We start from the raw sequence: 17306 nt of genomic DNA on the forward strand, positions 1-17306 counted from the left end.
AGGACACTTGTGGATATCTACCATAAGATATTAAAAAAATATTGGGGTTACCGGACTTTCCGTCCTTTACAGGAAGATATCATTCATTCTGTGTGTGCAGGAAAAGACACACTCGGACTGATGCCCACAGGAGGAGGTAAATCTATTACATTCCAAGTTCCGGTTATGACTATGGAAGGAATTTGTATCGTAGTTACCCCTCTTATAGCTTTGATGAAAGACCAGGTCGATAATTTACGCCGGTTGGGAATCAAAGCCACTGCTGTATATTCTGGGATGAGCAGGCAAGAAATCATCACCCAACTAGAAAACTGTATCTTTGGCGACTATAAATTCTTATACGTATCACCAGAACGGCTAAGTACTGAAATTTTTCGTTCAAAGTTGCAGGCAATGAAAGTATGCTTACTTGTTATAGACGAAAGTCATTGTATTTCACAATGGGGATATGACTTCCGTCCCTCCTACCTTAATATTGCAGAGATTCGTAAAGAGCTACCCTCAGCCGTCCCGGTTCTGGCACTTACGGCAACTGCTACACCTGAAGTAGTTAATGACATACAGGAAAAACTGTCATTCAAAGAAAAAAATGTTTTCCAAAAAAGTTTTGCCCGTAAGAACCTTTCATATATTGTACGTCATACTGAAGACAAAATCAATACACTCATATACATATTAGGTAGAATACAAGGAAGTACCATTGTTTATGTGAGAAACAGAAAGCGGACGAAAGAAATTGCAGGTTTGTTACAGCAAGCCGGTATATCGGCAAGCTTCTACCATGCCGGACTAAACCGTGAAGAGAAAACTATACGGCAAAATAATTGGAAAAATAATGAATGCCGTGTAATTGTTTCCACAAATGCTTTTGGAATGGGCATAGATAAACCAGACGTCCGACTGGTTGTCCATCTGGATATGCCCGGATCACTAGAAGAATATTACCAGGAAGCCGGACGTGCCGGACGTGACGAACAAAAAGCTTATGCTGTAGCTTTATGTTCCGGCATAGACAATGCAAAGTTAAAAAAACGTCTGGCCGATGAATTCCCTGATAAAGATTTCATTTTTCGGGTCTATGAGGCTTTGGGCAATTATTACCAAATTGCTGTAGGCTACGGGTTAGACACCGTACACGATTTTTCATTATCTGATTTTTGTTCTGTATTCAAATTTTCTTTGCTTCAAACACATCATGCATTAAAAATATTAGAGCTATCAGGCTATATTGAATATACGGAAGAAGTAGACAATGCATCGCGTTTACTATTTACAGCCACTCGCGATGAACTCTACAAACATTTACATCAAGACAAAAAAACAGACGAGATTATACAAACTATACTACGGTCATACACTGGATTATTTGCAGATTACGTATATATAGACGAGGCTTTGATAGCAAGCCGTTCCGGGATTAATCAGCAAGAGATATACGATACGTTAATTGGCCTTTCCAAATACAGAGTCGTAAATTACATCCCTCATAAAAAAACACCGCTCATTATTTATACGCGAACCCGTGAAGATCAAAAATATCTGGTTATTCCACATCAGGCTTATGACGAGCGCAAAAAGCGTTTTGAAGAACGTATAAACAAAGTATTAAAATATATTGATGAAAATTCTGTTTGTCGAAGTCGTATGTTACTAGCTTATTTTGGCGAAACAAAATCGGAGGATTGTGGTTGTTGTGATATATGTCTGGCAAGAAATGATTCCGGATTAAGCAACAAAATGTTTAACGATATCCGGAAAGCATTACAAAATACGCTAAAAGAGCAGACCATGCACATTAAGACTCTCGCCGAATCTTTACCATTCCCTGTAGAAAAAAGTATCACTGCGATCCGGTATTTAGCAGAACACGATGAACATTTTATATTAGAAGATGGATATATTCATTATATAAAAGAAACAGAATAACTCCAAAAACAGTACATTTGTGGCTCTACAAATACAAGTACTTTCAAACTTATAAATAACATGATACATTTTTTCAAATCAACAGTCCTCTACATCTCCATATTATTATTTATTCCATCGGCAGTTTTTAGTGAAGATTGGCGTGATAAAATGGAATTTTTAACCTACTCGCCACGCTATTTCGGACCGAATGCTTTCCCCATGCCTGAATTACAAAATGGAAGTGTTGGGAAACGTTGGGAAATAGAATTACGCGGAGAATATAGCTATTATAAAGGAGATAAAACAAAAGATTTATTTGCCCGGCTCTTTATCCCAATAGCAAAGGGGCGTGCAGGCATTGAACTAAGCGGTGTAATTATTGAGAACTACAAAATGACTCCCGAAACAAGAGATGAACGTTCAGCCGTAGAACTGACCCCTCCCATTAAATGTTTTGGAGATTTGATAGCAACCACCTATGTACAAGTAGTCCGCAGTGAAAAATGGGCAGATGTAATGGTCAGTCTAAACTTAAAAACAGCAAGCGGAGGCCGTTTATGTGACGCACGTTTTACTGATGCTGCCTCCTACTGGTTTGATATTACGGCTGGAAGAACCCTTCTAAAATCGGCCGACGAAAGCATGTCTCTACGCATACAGGCAATGGTTGGTTTTTATTGCTGGATGACAAATAACACGGTACATCGCCAGAATGATGCAATTTCGTATGGAGGAGGTATTTCCGGTATTTACAAAAGTTTCACGCTCAATGCTGACTTATCCGGAATTAAAGGATATAAAAATAACGGAGACCGCCCAATGGCCATCCGTACCAAATTAAATTATGAAATTAAAAAGAATATCATTTCATTCCGTTATCGACATGGCTTACAAGACGATTTATATGACAGATACTCATTAGCATATATACGTTGCTTTTAGAAATAAGATAATTAATAACTACAGCCGTTTATTATAAAGCCGCACAGTTTCCATTCACATTCTGCACGGCTTTAGAATACAAGCAAAAGATTTCACCTTAGTTAATAGCACAAAGATGCCGCACCGACAATACCCGGATCTTCCATTGTCGAGTAACGTATTTGCAATTTTTTTATAGAATTAGGATAGTCGAAATCTTTTAAATTTTCACGCATACTTTCTTCAAACAACATATGAGCAGAGGCTACAGAACCTCCAAAAATAATCATTTCCGGGTCTACTGTCAATACTACGATCTTGATTGCTGCCGCAATATAAATTCCTAACTGACGATAGGCTTCCAAAGCCTCAGCTTCCCCTCTCATAGCACGGGCGTGCATTTCTTTTCCGTCAACACCCCATACATTCATAAAGTAAGAACCGCTACAGTAGTATTCCAGTATTTTATCTTTATAAGGCAACATACCGAACTCTCCTGAACCACAGTTGGCATCTGAAAGCAATTTTCCACGTTGAATGATACCACCTCCTAGTCCGGTGCCTAAGGTAAGTCCTACAAAATTCTCAATATCACGTCCATCTCCAAATATACGTTCGCCTAAAGCAAAACAATTTGCATCATTATCGACATAGACAGTAACAGAAAACTCCTTTTCCAGTATCTCTTTTAAATGTACTTCCTCCCAATGTGGAATATTAGCAACATTGTACACGATGCCCCGCATACGGTCTACGACACTGGGAACACCTATTCCTATAGCTGTCACACTTTCATCCCATACAGAATGTATTACTTCTATTAAAGCACCCAACGTTTCCTCACAATTTTTCGCTTGTTTTGGTGTAGGGATTGTATTCTTTGCTATTAATATACCATCCTTAATACGACCTGCACGCATATTTGTGCCTCCAAGATCTACACCAATAACCGAGTTTTTTTTCTCCATGATATTCTATTATTTCTTTAGCTAACAAATATATTCATTTAATCCATAAAAGAAAATATTTGTTATTATTTACTGTCTTATAAAACTTAGTAAATATACAAGCAAGAAAGGGCTTACTAAAGAGCTGTCTTTTGTAAATAAAAACATATATCCTTTTATTGCTATCCATGTGTACTTCCACTCATAGTTATTGGAAATTTTATAATCTAATTTAAAATAGTTTATCGGACAGCAATAATTGTTATTGTTTTTACAGAATCAGGCAAAAAATAAAATTAATAACTGAGCGGTAAGTACTCTCAGAAACATTGTTAACGGATATACAGTTGCATATCCCACTGACGGAGCATCGTTTCCAGCCGTTGCATTTGAATAAGCCAATGCCGGAGGATCAGTTGTACTTCCGGCTATCAGCCCCATTAATGTAAAATAATTGATTTTACAGAAATAACGGCCAATACATCCTACAATCAATAGCGGAACTACAGTAATTATAAATCCATAACCTATCCATGCCAAACCTCCGTTGTTCACGATCGTATCTACAAAGCCATCACCGGCACTCAATCCTACACATGCCAGGAAAAGTGTTATACCTATCTCGCGCAACATAAAATTTGCACTTTGGGTCGTATATGTAATCAATTTATATTGATATCCAAAACGGCTTATCAGGATAGCCACAACAAGAGGGCCGCCTGCCAACCCTAATTTCACGGGTTGAGGAATACCCGGAAACGAAATAGGAATACTTCCTAAAATAATACCTAATGCAATGCCTATAAAAATAGTAATCAAATTCGGTTCATTCAGACGCTTCATGGAATTACCTAAAACTTTCTCAACATTAGATACTGCAGTTTCTGTACCTACAACATTTACACGGTCACCTACCTGTAATCTTAATCCAGGAGTTGCAACCAAATCCACACCAGCACGATTAATACGCGTAATATTTATACCATATAATTTACGCAATTTTAATTGTCCTAAATGCTTTCCATTCAGTTCAGGCTTTGTAATCAATATACGGCGATTGATAAACTGACTTTCCATACGTATCCATTGTTTACGTTCCATATCTATTTCTTCGCCGATAAATGCTTTGATCGTCTCAGCATCCTGTTCGGTAGTTATGACAAATATTTTATCATATTCCTGTAAAACAGTTGCGGCAGAAGCTATTTCGATTTGTTTATTATCATTACGCCATACACGGGAAATAACAAAATCCCTATGCTCCAGCAAATTTGACAACTCGCTGACCTTCTTACCAAAAAGAGCCGGATTTTTGACTATCAAAGATATGGGCTTCGCTTCATTTATATGTTTATCATCTTCCGTATTAAGCTTTTCCGTTTCTTTCTCAAAACTAATACGAAATACATAACGAATAAAAATCGTAGAAAGAATAATACCAATCACACCCAGCGGATAAGCCACTGCATAACCCAGAGCTATCGTTTTATCAGAAACGCCGAACATATCCGAATATGCTTGCTGAGCAGCCCCCAACCCAGGCGTATTCGTCACCGCACCGGAAAGAATGCCAACCATCGTAGACATCGATACTCCCGTAATATAATGAATAACGATTGCTGTTATTACCCCAAGAAATACGATTCCACAAGCCAACATATTTAAAGTCACTCCACCTTTCTTAAATGAAGAAAAGAAACCAGGGCCAACTTGCATACCAACAGAGTAAACAAATAAAATTAATCCAAACTCCTTAAAAAAATGTATTACATTAGAGTTGATCGTAAAACCAAAATGTCCGAGTATAATCCCCACAAACAATACGAGTGTGATACCTAAAGACACACCAAACACCTTAATTCTACCCAGTTGGATACCTGCAGCAATCACAATAGACAACAATAATATAGAATGCCCTATGCCTTCACCCCATAACAAATCATTTATCCAATCCATATTATTTAAATATTTTAAAAACTTATTGCTTATTAATAAGGGTGCAAAGGTAGACATTTGTTTTGTGTTTTACAACATAAGTATTATCTTTACCCAACAAACAGTTATTGCCATGAATAAAACATACAATACAATAATTATAGCGCTTATTGTCAGTTCATTTTCTTTCCTCCACATAAGGGCACAAGAAAAAACAGTAACGATAACGACAAATATCGGAGTAATGAAAGCCAAATTATATAATGATGTGCCAAATCATGTCCGTGCCTTTACCGAAAGAGCCAAGGCCGGAAAATATAATGGAACATTATTTTCCCGGGTTATTAAAGATTTTATGATACAAGGCGGCGCACCTGACACGCGGAATGCACCAGCAGGGGCGCGTTGTGGTTTCGGAGACTCTTCTTCTGAAATTATGCCGGAATTTAATCCTAAATATTTCTGTAAGAAAGGTGCCATAGCTGCTCCACGGCAAGGTGATGACGTGAACCCCAAAAAGAAATCGGATATGTCTCAATTTTTCATCGTACAAGGAAAAGTCTATACCGAAGGAAGATTAGACACATTAGAACGGATAAAGAACCAACCTATCCGCAAAAAAGCATTAAAACAATTCTATGAACCGGTTCGTGAGGAAGTAGAACGTCTTCGTGAGGAAAACCCGCAAGAATATAATAAACTGGCAGCTTCTATCAGTGCAAAGATAGACTCTTTTATTCTGGCAACTCCAGGCCATTTAATATTCACTGAAGAACAACGGAAAGCTTATACAACCGTAGGTGGTTATCACTATCTTGACGGAGAATATACTGTTTACGGCGAGCTTATTGAAGGTTTCGAAATTCTTGATCAAATAGCCTCACAGCCTCGTGATGCTTACGACAGACCCCAAAAAGATATACGAATTATAAGTATAACCGTTAAATAAAAAATCATTAAGCTTATGCTAAAAAGAGACTTTATTATGGTACAGATCGAAGAGCTGGGCAAAGTAATTGCTCAGATCATCTTCAATCGTAACTTAAATGGTGGCGGACGCAATCCTGAATTAATTGAAACTGTTTATACATCCTTAAAATTAGACAGAGATTTCTTACTTACAACTTCAATAGACGATCTCCGCCGATTTCTGGACTGCGAAGATTCACAAGGTTTATCCCGCATGGAAATAGCAGCAAAAACACTTATTGAAGACAGTTATATACAACCTGATCCTAATAATAAAAAAACACTGTTTCGGGCTAAAGAATTATTAGAATACATACAAAAGCACGACTCAACTTTCTCCCTAGAACGCATTGCTCTAATGGAACAAATCAATGACTTGCTATCAACATAGCTACCCCTTCCGCACATCGTTCGCCGTCTATAGCCGCAGAAACAATTCCTCCGGCATAACCGGCACCCTCACCGCAAGGAAAGAGGCCTTTTATTGTAACATGCTGATAAGTTTCCCGGTCACGTACAATACGGACAGGAGAAGAGGTACGCGTTTCCACTCCAATCATTGTCGCCTCATTTGTTAAAAATCCATTGGAAACTTTACCGAAATACCGAAGTCCTTCACGTAACCGGCTGGTGACAAATTCGGGCATCCAGAAATGAAGAGGTGATGCCAATAACCCTGGCGTATAAGAAGATACAGGTAAATCGAAGGAGTTTCTTTTCTGTATAAAATCTGCCATACGTTGTGCTGGAGCAACTTGTTTCATGCCACCATTTTGCCAGCAATATTCTTCTAACTGCTCCTGAAACTTTATCAATGCTAACTCTTTATATGAAGCAAATTCGGGAAAATCTTCAGGATGAATTTCCACTACCATACCCGAATTAGCCCAGCGAGAGCCACGGTTGGATGGAGACATACCATTAACAACAACCTGCTTCGGGCCACTTGCCGCCGGAACTACAAAACCACCCGGACACATACAAAACGAGTAAACGCCACGTCCATTTACCTGTGTCACGAAACTATATTCAGCAGCAGGCAGATATTTGCCACGTCCTTCTTTCCGGTGGTATTGTATCTGATCTATTAATTCCTGCGGATGCTCTAACCGAACACCTACAGCAATGCCTTTTGCTTCGATTGGAATTGCTTTTTCATGCAAATAATAATAAACATCACGTGCAGAATGTCCGGTTGCAAGAATAACAGGTCCAAAAAAAGTTTTGCCTGTATTCGTTTCTATTCCGACCACTTCGTCTCCTTTCATTACAAACGCATCCATTCGTGTTTCAAAATGGACTTCACCTCCACACTTTTTGATCTGTTCACGGATATTCTCAATCACACGGGGTAATTTATCAGTTCCGATATGCGGATGTGCATCTGCCAAAATAGAAGGACTTGCACCGAACTGACAAAAGACATTCAGAATCTTATCTACCGAACCACGTTTTTTACTGCGAGTATAAAGTTTTCCATCCGAGTAGGCTCCAGCCCCTCCTTCTCCAAAACTATAATTAGATTCATTATTTACCTTATGCTCACGGCTTATCAAAGCTATATCTTTCTTCCGTTCACGTACATCTTTTCCACGCTCAACTATGATCGGACGTAGACCAAGCTCTATCAAGCGGAGAGCCGCAAACAAACCTCCAGGTCCAGCCCCTACTACAATCACATTCTTCCTATCCGTCACATCTTTATATTCTACAGATTGGTATTCGGATTCTTCAGGTAATTCATTAATAAAAACACGAAGCTTTACATTAACATATATAATACGCTGCCGGGCATCTATTGAGCGCTTCAATACACGAACAGCCCGGATGTTTTCTGCGGTCTCTCCCATTTCACGGGCAGCAACCAATTTTAATGCCTGTTCATTAGCCGTTTCTTCCGGCAAAAGGCGAAGTTGTAATTCTGTTACCATACTTTTATATTATCCGAACAAATGACGGAATGCTTCTTCTACTTTTTTCACCTGAATAATCTGAATTTTGCACTTATTCGATTCAAACCCTTTCAGGTTATTATGCGGAATAATAATACCGGAAAATCCCAATTTCTCTGCTTCCATAATACGTTGCTCTATACGGTTTACCGGACGAATCTCGCCGGACAACCCCACTTCACCGGCCATACAAACACCTGTTTCAATACTAATATCCAAACTGGACGAAAGAACAGCACTAATGACAGCCAAATCTATTGCAGGATCATTTACCTTTAAGCCACCTGCAATATTCATAAAAACATCTTTTTGGATCAGCTTAAAGCCTGCACGTTTTTCAAGAACCGCCAGCAACATATTCATCCGGCGCAGGTCAAATCCCGTAGCACTCCGCTGCGGAGTACCATAAACAGCAGAACTGACCAAAGCCTGTGTCTCAATAAGAAACGGACGAACGCCCTCAATTGCCGCAGCAATCGCCACACCACTCAAACCCTCATGGTTCTGGGTAAGCAGTAACTCAGACGGATTACTTACTTCACGCAATCCATTTTGTCTCATTTCATAAATTCCCAGTTCCGCAGTACTACCGAAACGATTCTTAATACTACGTAAAATACGATACATATAATGTTGGTCGCCTTCAAACTGAAGAACCGTATCAACTATATGTTCCAAGACCTTCGGACCGGCAATGCTTCCCTCTTTATTAATATGACCGATCAATAAAACAGGAACACCGCTTTCTTTTGCATATTTCAAGATGGCAGCACTACATTCCCGCACTTGAGAAACACTTCCTGGAGACGATTCCACCAATTCGGTAAAAATTGTTTGTATCGAATCAATAATCAACAAATCCGGCTGTACATTCTGGGCTTGTACAAATATTTGCTCCAGATTTGTCTCACACAGAATAAAACAATCCGGGGTATCATGCTTCAGCCGATCCGCACGCAACTTCAACTGTCGGCTGCTTTCTTCTCCTGAAACATATAAAGTTTTCAATCCTCTCAAACCTAGCACCGTCTGCAAAACCAGTGTCGATTTTCCAATACCGGGTTCTCCGCCAATCAAAACCAAAGAACCTTTAACCAGACCACCTCCCAGTACACGATTTAATTCCGCATCCTTCAAATCAATTCGCGTTTCTTCTTCTGCCGTTATATCACGCAATAAAACAGGACGGATTTTCACATTATCCGTCATTCCCGGAACAAACCGACGTGAAGAAGTGTCTTTAGCAACCACTTCCTCTACAAATGTATTCCATTCTCCGCAATTCGGACATTTGCCCTGCCATTTTGGAGAGTCTGTCCCACAGTTGGAACAGACATATACTGTTTTTGTCTTTGCCATGTTTACCTGTTTTGTACCTCCGTCGTCGGCCCATCTACAACTAACAAGCCTTCCGGAGTAAAATGCATTTTGTCAATAAATACAACACGTTCTTCACCCGTCTTTTGGGTACGGCCATGATATACGCAATACATCTGTTTCCTGTCTTTCGACCAAGTCACACTATTATGCCCCGTTCCCGTAACAATACCACCTTTCTCCACATTCTTTTCTAAAACCGGGTTATTATCAGCCTTTTTAAACGGGCCTAACGGATTATCCGAAACAGCATAGCCAACCGCATAATTCGCACCTCCAAAATAGTTGGCAGAGTACATCATATAATACAGTCCATTATGTTTCAGAATAAAAGAACCTTCTGTCCAACGACGGTTCACTTCCCCGGAAGTTACCGAACGGCTCTCCCATTCACTCTGCTTATCTGATAAAGACACTGGAGGACGAAGCAGCATGACCGGCTCACCGATTATCTGAGTAAAATCGGGCGAAATCTCAACACCATATATCCAACTTTCTTCAATCGTATCAAACATGCCTTTCTTCTTGGCTTCGGCTGCAATTTCACTTTCGACCGGATGTTTATAACAACAGCGTGAGTAATATATATAACATTTGCCATTATCATCCTGCAAGATATTACCGTCTATTGCCGGATATCCGGGATCAAACAACGGTTTATCCTGTAACTCTATAAACGGACCAACCGGTTTGTCAGCCACAGCCACGCCAATACGGAAATTCTCTTCTTCCTTGGTTGGATTATGACGCCAATCCGCACTGAAAAACATATAATATTTACCGTTTTTTTCATAAACTTCCGGAGCCCAAAAGTTGGCAACAGCCCACGATTGAGGTGTATTTCCGTGGTAAACCTGTCCTTCAGATTTCCAATTCACCAAGTCATCCGACGAATAACAGCAGAAACCATCCACCGCGCCGGCACCCGTACCATACATATAATAACGTCCGTCTGAAGCTAACAGAATATACGGATCGCCAAACTGCACAGACAAAGGATTGCTGTATGTTAGAGATATCTTAGCCTCAATTTTCGAACCGGAGGGAACAGGCTGTGGTTCCGACAAAGGAGATGGAATACCGAAATCAGGTGTACCGTCTTCATTCCAACTAAATTTCTGCATACGGATATCACGATTCCAACCCGGTATTGTATCTTTTTTTGAATGATAAATAATATACTCCTCCGTACCATCAGGGGAAACTGTAAACGAAGCATGTCCTACGCCATAAACATCTTCCGTTCCTTGGAAAACAGGTTGTTCACTCTTTATCCAGCTAGCCGGATCCATCGGATCGGCATCACGGGAAGCCAAACGTAAAGAGGCCAGTTTATATGTCGGTAGCCATGATTGACAACAAGAGTAAATAACAAAAAGGTCATCATTATGTTTCAACACTTCAGGGCCTTCATTCAAATCCAGGTCTCCTCCTATTTCATAAGGTTTATCAGGAGCGGAAATCAAAACACGGTTAGATGAAATCGTCCATGGGTTTTCCATCTTGGCAATATACAACATCTGGGAAGTATGATCCGTCGTCTCCAAATTCTTCCATCCAGACCAAATTGCATAAAGTTGATTATTCAATTCAAACACTGTCATATCAATCGCCCAACGGTTGGAGTCCCAATTACCCAGACTATCCCCCGTATACAGCATACCTTTATCTACATATTCTCCCTGAGGATCATCTGTTACAGATTCCAACACACCGGTGCGCTGATGAATAAAAGGAGGGCCACTTTCGCCGGCAGCATAATAAATATACCAATGTCCATTCCAATAATGAAGTTCTGGTGCCCAAACACAATCCGAATTCCAACCGGTATCAGGAGCCTGCCATACTTTTTTCAACTCTCCTGGGACATGCAATAAAGCAGATTTACCGACAGAAATTGTGCGGTCTTCCGTTGACGCACAATGATAGTATATGCTATCATGCTTAATAATCCATGGGTCAGCACCATGAGCTACTATAGGGTTCTGGAAAAATGCTTTTTCTTCCGCGGCTTTCTTTTCTGCACACGACAAACAAAAAATCAGGGCACATCCAAACAGAGTGCTGAATTTACTTATATTCATATAACTTCGATTATTCATTATTACTATTATAATAGCATTGACATTCTTGATTTAACTAAAAAAGCCATTACCATCTAGGAATCTCCAAATCGTCCTTGCTTGGTAATGCAGGAAACTTTGCATGCGGTTCTGTTTGATACCAGAAAGAAGTAGATGAAATATCCGACTTCTGGTTATTGTAACGGAAATCATGACGCCATCCCAAATCCTGTATAGTTACTTTCAGATCCTTATCAAAACGAACCGGATCCAATATATGCCAACGATACAATCCGAAAGCTGTTACTGCACGGTACAACCCATCTGGGCGAATCACCTGGTGCATACCTTTGCTTTTTTCCGGAATGGCATTTTCCAATAACAATTAAATGCACTTCCGGGGTTTACACAAACAGCCAAAGAAGAAAGCTGAGCATACTCATTATAGGCACTGGCAAAAAAATCACCCACAGGACATTCTACGGAAGGTTCCTTTTCGTCATCCCAATACATACGAAGAATAGAGAAACGCCAATTGCCTGTCGGTGTCATCCATATTTGCTGGATAGCTCCCGAACCTTCAATCTCTGCAACTGTAATCGTTTCACCCGGTTTTACAATGATGAAAGGATTTACTTTCCATCCTTTTCCTAAATCCTTTGCGGCAGCCCACGAATTAGCTTTATTACGTACATCCTTGTCTTTTACCGGATCAGCCATGCCTCCCTTACCACGTTCTCCCGTATAATTTTCAGGGCTGATAGAACGAGTCCGGGCATTAGATAACCGGGAAAGTGTACCCATATTCATATCCAAACCATTAAAAGAATAATTCTGTGCACCCACAGAACCGCTCAAGGCTAACAACACAACTAATAAAACACTGATCTTTTTCATATTACTATTATTACAAACTACTTCAATTCTTTACCTATTCCTACCTTCTTCACTGTAGTTTTTTTCCCTTTTTCTTTATACACATAGCCACGAAACATACCTTCGCTATTAAAAGGCATAGCTATATTCCCCTGCTTATCAACCGCAATCAGGCCTCCGTTTCCGGCATCTGCATTCAATTCCTGATTTATAATATAATCAGCCGCTTGTTCAATTGGTTCTTTCAGATATCTATAACGGGCGCAAAGGTTAAAGGCTACTGCATGACGAATAAAATACTCCCCATGACCAGTGCAGGAAACAGCGCAACTATTATTATCGGCATACGTTCCGGCGCCAATTACCGGAGAATCTCCAATGCGTCCCCACCGTTTCTTAAACATCCCTCCGGTACTTGTCCCGGCAGTCAGATTTCCATCTTTATCTAATACAACACAGCCAACAGTCCCGTTTTTTTTACTCTCCCGCTTTAATTTCTCGATCCATTCCAATGTTTTTGAAGTAGCAAAATACATGTTGTCATCTACCATTTCAAGTCCTTGCTCTTTTGCAAACTCTTCTGCACCTAAACCACTAAGCATAACATGAGGCGATTTTGTTTTTACCGCATAGGCTGCATTAATCGGATGTTTTATATGTTTCACACCTGCAACAGCGCCGGCACTTAAATCTTTACCTTCCATTATAGAAGCATCCAATTCAAATGTTCCTTCTGCAGTACAGGTCGCCCCTATTCCGGCATTGAACAACGGATTGTTTTCAAAATAATTAATAACCGCCATAACAGCCTGAGGACCTGCCCCTCCAGCCGAAAGTATATTATCTCCGATTACCAACGCCGAATCGAGAGCGGCATAATACCGGGCGGACTGCTCTGTATTATTCAATAGGTTTCCTAAATTTCCGGCTCCGCCATGTACAACAATTACGTACTCGCGTTCTTGCGCCTGTAAAAAAGATGCAATAGAAAACAATATAATAACCGGAATAAGTAAATGCCTTAACATATAGTTTAGATATTAATGTCTGCTAATATATATATTGAATGTTTCAAAGATAATGTTTCCTCCGGAAATAATTGCCTATCCAATTGAAAATCGTTGCCTACCCTATTACATTCAAATGCCTACCCAATTAAAGTTGGGCAGGCATCTAAATATAAAAACATATATCCATTACTTTTTACTTATACCAGACTGGTCCCGGTTTATTTCCCATTTCGAATTCAAATGTTGCGCCACTCATTATCTGGTCATGGGTAATATAACTTTTATCATACGGTTTTCCATCCATCTTAACAGATTGAATATAAATATTATCAACACTCACGGAAGGAGCCAACACTGTAAACGTCTTGCCATTTTCCAAGTGCATCTTTACTTCCGGGAAAAGAGGAGTACCTATTTCATACTGCTGGTCGGCCGGATTAACCGGATAAAATCCCATCGCGCTGAATACAAACCAGGCAGACATCTGCCCACAGTCTTCATTTCCACAAATACCGTCCGGCGCATTCTTATAAAGATCATGCATTACCCGGGCTGCGTATTGCTGCGTCTTCCAAGGCTGGCCAACTTTATTATATAAATAAATAACATGATGGCTTGGTTCATTGCCATGGGCATACTGGCCGATCATACCGGTACTGAAAATCGGTAATTCTTCGTTAGCAGGACTATACGTAAACATACTGTCCAACTTTTGTGTGAAACGTTCTTCACCTCCCACCAATCCGATCAATCCATCCAAATCCTGCGGTGCATACCAGAAATATTGCCAGCCATTGCTTTCGCAAATATCTTCGGTATAATCATCCGGGCTGAAACCGGATACAAAATTTCCTTTTTCGTCACGAGGCTGCATAAATGAAGTAGCGGGATTATACAAATTGCGATAATTTAGCGAACGCTTATAGAACTCATCGGCAATCTCTTTTTTACCCATTTTTTCTGCCATCAAAGCAATGCAATAATCGTCAAACGCATATTCCATCGTTTTGGAAAGCGACCAGTTTTCCCACTTCTTCGGGTCACTGTAAGCTGGCACATACCCCTTTTCCTTATAAAATCCGATGCCTCTGTAATCATCACGATTTGCAGTAGCAATGCATGCTTGCAGTGCCTTTTCGGGGTCAAAGTTGCCAATACCTTTTAAATAGGCATCCACTATAACCGGCACGGCATGGTAACCTATCATCATATTAGTTTCATGTCCGTAAAGATTCCATAAAGGAAGAGCTCCGCTTTGATCATAAAAATTCAGGAATGTTTGTACCATATCATTTGTCCGTTCAGGCTGTATATAAGTATACAGCGGATGAGTGGCTCGATAGGTATCCCACAAAGAAAATGTAGAATAGTTATTCCAGCCTTCCGCCTTATGAACCTTGCCATCCGGTCCAAAATAAGAACCGTCGACATCACTATATAGCGTAGGGGCAATCATTGCATGATATAACGCAGTATAAAATTTCACTTTGTCATCTGTATTACCGCCCTGTACTTCTATCTTAGATAATTCCTTATTCCATTTAGCTACAGCCTGGTCATAATATTTATCAAAATTATTTTCGGGAACCTCGGCTTGCAGATTCTTGGCTGCACCATCCATACTCACGCCCGAAATAGCAGTATTGACAAGTATCTGTTCATCTTTTTGGGTATTAAAATCAAAACGGACAACATAAGCCGTCCCTATCCAACCTTTTTCTTTAGTTATAATTGAAGTAGTATCCGTATGATAAGCTGTAAAAGGTTTTGAGAAACGGGTCTGGAAGTAAACCCGCTGATCGGGAGACCATCCCTGTGAAAAACGATATCCGCGAACCGTAACAGAATCTACCACTTCTACATAAGAATCGAGCGTAAAGTCCCAGTTCATAGCTTTCTTCAGGTTTAGAAATACGGATGCTTCCGCTTTAGGAAATGTATAGCGCTGAATACCGCAATGGTCTGTAGCCGTAAGTTCCACATTAATATTATAGTCTTGCAACAATACCCGGTAATACCCGGCCGAAGCTGCTTCATCATTATGAGAAAATGTAGAATAAATGCCCAGAGGAGCCGAAGCCTCTTTATAAGGACGGGTTACAGGCATAAACGAGATATCATATAAATCGCCTGCACCTGTGCCTGAAAGATGCATATGACTGAAACCGGCAATTGTCGTATCAGGATAAAAATAACCGGAAATACGATCCCAGCCAGGCAACCCGTTGTCAGGACTCAATTGCACCATCCCAAAAGGGACTTGTGCTCCGGGATACGTATTACCCGTAAAATCGGTACCTATCAATGGGTTTACGTATTGTGCATAGTCTGCCTCCTGTTTTTTCTCAGGCGTACAGGCTACAATAGCCAGTAAGGAGAGCGCCAATAAGGATTTGTGCTTCATGCTATTTTCTTTATTGTTTTGAGCTTTTACAAAGATATAAAAAAAGATGCAACCTCAAAAAGATTGCATCTTTGTACAACTATTTTATTGTACTTTCGATTTATTTGTCATCGTCTTCATCTCCGTCATCGTCTTCTTTCGGCGCTTTTCTCACAAAGAAAGCACTCAGTTCGTACAAACCGTACAACGGGAAGAATACAACACTCAGTGTAAACGGATCACTACTCGGCGTAATAAATGCCGCAGCTACCAGTAATCCCACAACAGCATGCCGTCTGTATTTATGGAAAAATCCTTTATGCAACAATCCCAGCTTCGACAACAACCACGATACCAACGGCATCTCAAAGACTATTCCCATAACAAAGATCAGCATCAGGAAATTATCCATATAAGAATCCAGAGAAACTTGTTCTTTGATATCAGGGCTTAGTTGATAAGTAGCCAAAAAACGAAGTGTCATTGGAAATACCATAAAGTAACCGACAGCACATCCGAAAAAGAACATTATTGTTCCGAAGAAAAATACCCAACGGATATTTTTCTTTTCATTCTCATATAAAGCCGGGCTAACAAATTTCCAAACTTCATACATTAAATAAGGAAATGTCAGCACAAGCGCTAACCAGAAAGAAGTGGTCATGTGAGTAAAAAACTGCGATGCCAGTTTTATGTTAATAATTTCCACATGAAAATTATCATTGCAAAAATCCGGCAACACATCCAGCCAAGGGCTTACATTAATCAGCCATTGGTTTAGTTCACACAACCATCTGTAAAGAATAAAATCGGGACGACAGGGTGCAGTTATGACGAGATTGAATATATCACGCATAAAAGCAAAACTACCGATAGCAAAAACAAAGAGCGCTAAAATAGATCGAAATAAAGTCCAACGAAGTTCTTCCAGGTGATCCCAGAATGACATTTCTTCTTGTTGCATC

General features: G+C 40.0%; 12 protein-coding genes and 2 pseudogenes. 4 read left to right on the forward strand and 10 right to left on the reverse strand.

Translation table 11 applies throughout. The features are described 5' to 3' along the window. Positions 1–9: 9 nt before the first annotated feature. Entirely contained in the window at positions 10–1926 is a 1917-nt protein-coding gene (locus C4S38_RS00555; protein WP_103982101.1) for a RecQ family ATP-dependent DNA helicase, read from the forward strand. A gap of 60 nt (positions 1927–1986) precedes the next feature. Further along, entirely contained in the window at positions 1987–2850 is an 864-nt protein-coding gene (locus C4S38_RS00560) for a hypothetical protein (protein ID WP_099465466.1), read from the forward strand. A gap of 101 nt (positions 2851–2951) precedes the next feature. Here C4S38_RS00560 and C4S38_RS00565 read toward each other — a convergent pair whose 3' ends face one another. Together C4S38_RS00565 and C4S38_RS00570 are read right to left on the reverse strand one after the other, a co-directional pair. Then, positions 2952–3797 (reverse strand): ROK family protein, encoded by an 846-nt coding sequence (locus C4S38_RS00565; RefSeq protein ID WP_103982102.1) that lies wholly within the window; start codon positions 3795–3797, stop codon positions 2952–2954. A gap of 258 nt (positions 3798–4055) precedes the next feature. Further along, on the reverse strand, positions 4056–5732 hold the full coding sequence (locus C4S38_RS00570; protein ID WP_103982103.1) for a putative transporter: 1677 nt from the start codon (positions 5730–5732) through the stop codon (positions 4056–4058). Between the two features lie 112 nt (positions 5733–5844). On the opposite strand from C4S38_RS00570, the gene C4S38_RS00575 reads away from it, so the two are divergent. Next, positions 5845–6660: a peptidylprolyl isomerase gene (locus C4S38_RS00575; RefSeq protein ID WP_103982311.1), complete on the forward strand. Its 816-nt coding sequence runs from the start codon at positions 5845–5847 to the stop codon at positions 6658–6660. Positions 6661–6675: 15 nt separating this feature from the next. Beyond that, positions 6676–7071: a hypothetical protein gene (locus tag C4S38_RS00580; RefSeq protein ID WP_103982104.1), complete on the forward strand. Its 396-nt coding sequence runs from the start codon at positions 6676–6678 to the stop codon at positions 7069–7071. On the opposite strand, the gene C4S38_RS00585 is transcribed toward C4S38_RS00580, so the two are convergent. The 8 genes and pseudogenes from C4S38_RS00585 to tatC form a co-directional block, all read right to left on the reverse strand. Next, on the reverse strand, positions 7049–8611 hold the full coding sequence (locus C4S38_RS00585) for an NAD(P)/FAD-dependent oxidoreductase (protein WP_103982105.1): 1563 nt from the start codon (positions 8609–8611) through the stop codon (positions 7049–7051). The genes C4S38_RS00580 and C4S38_RS00585 overlap by 23 nt on opposite strands. A 9-nt stretch (positions 8612–8620) precedes the next feature. Continuing rightward, entirely contained in the window at positions 8621–9991 is a 1371-nt protein-coding gene (radA, locus tag C4S38_RS00590) for a DNA repair protein RadA (RefSeq protein ID WP_103982106.1), read from the reverse strand. Between the two features lie 2 nt (positions 9992–9993). Next, the gene (locus tag C4S38_RS15880; RefSeq protein WP_234999269.1) at positions 9994–11076 is read right to left on the reverse strand and encodes a glycoside hydrolase family 43 protein; all 1083 of its coding nucleotides are present in this window, start codon (positions 11074–11076) and stop codon (positions 9994–9996) included. Between the two features lie 81 nt (positions 11077–11157). Then, positions 11158–12111: pseudogene (locus C4S38_RS15965) on the reverse strand (glycoside hydrolase family 43 protein); the annotation flags it as partial. 49 nt (positions 12112–12160) lie between these two features. After that, positions 12161–12969, reverse strand: a pseudogene (locus C4S38_RS00600) (DUF2961 domain-containing protein). A 17-nt stretch (positions 12970–12986) separates the two neighbouring features. Next, positions 12987–13976, reverse strand: coding sequence for an isoaspartyl peptidase/L-asparaginase family protein (locus tag C4S38_RS00605; protein WP_103982108.1), 990 nt, complete (start codon positions 13974–13976; stop codon positions 12987–12989). 175 nt (positions 13977–14151) lie between these two features. Further along, complete coding sequence (locus C4S38_RS00610) at positions 14152–16362, reverse strand: GH92 family glycosyl hydrolase (protein WP_103982109.1); 2211 nt, start codon at positions 16360–16362, stop codon at positions 14152–14154. A 100-nt stretch (positions 16363–16462) separates the two neighbouring features. Continuing rightward, the gene (gene tatC, locus C4S38_RS00615) at positions 16463–17305 is read right to left on the reverse strand and encodes a twin-arginine translocase subunit TatC (RefSeq protein WP_103982110.1); all 843 of its coding nucleotides are present in this window, start codon (positions 17303–17305) and stop codon (positions 16463–16465) included. Between the last annotated feature and the right edge of the window lies 1 nt (position 17306).

The sequence above is a fragment of the Parabacteroides chinchillae genome (genome assembly GCF_900108035.1).
In the GTDB taxonomy this organism is placed as follows: domain Bacteria; phylum Bacteroidota; class Bacteroidia; order Bacteroidales; family Tannerellaceae; genus Parabacteroides; species Parabacteroides chinchillae.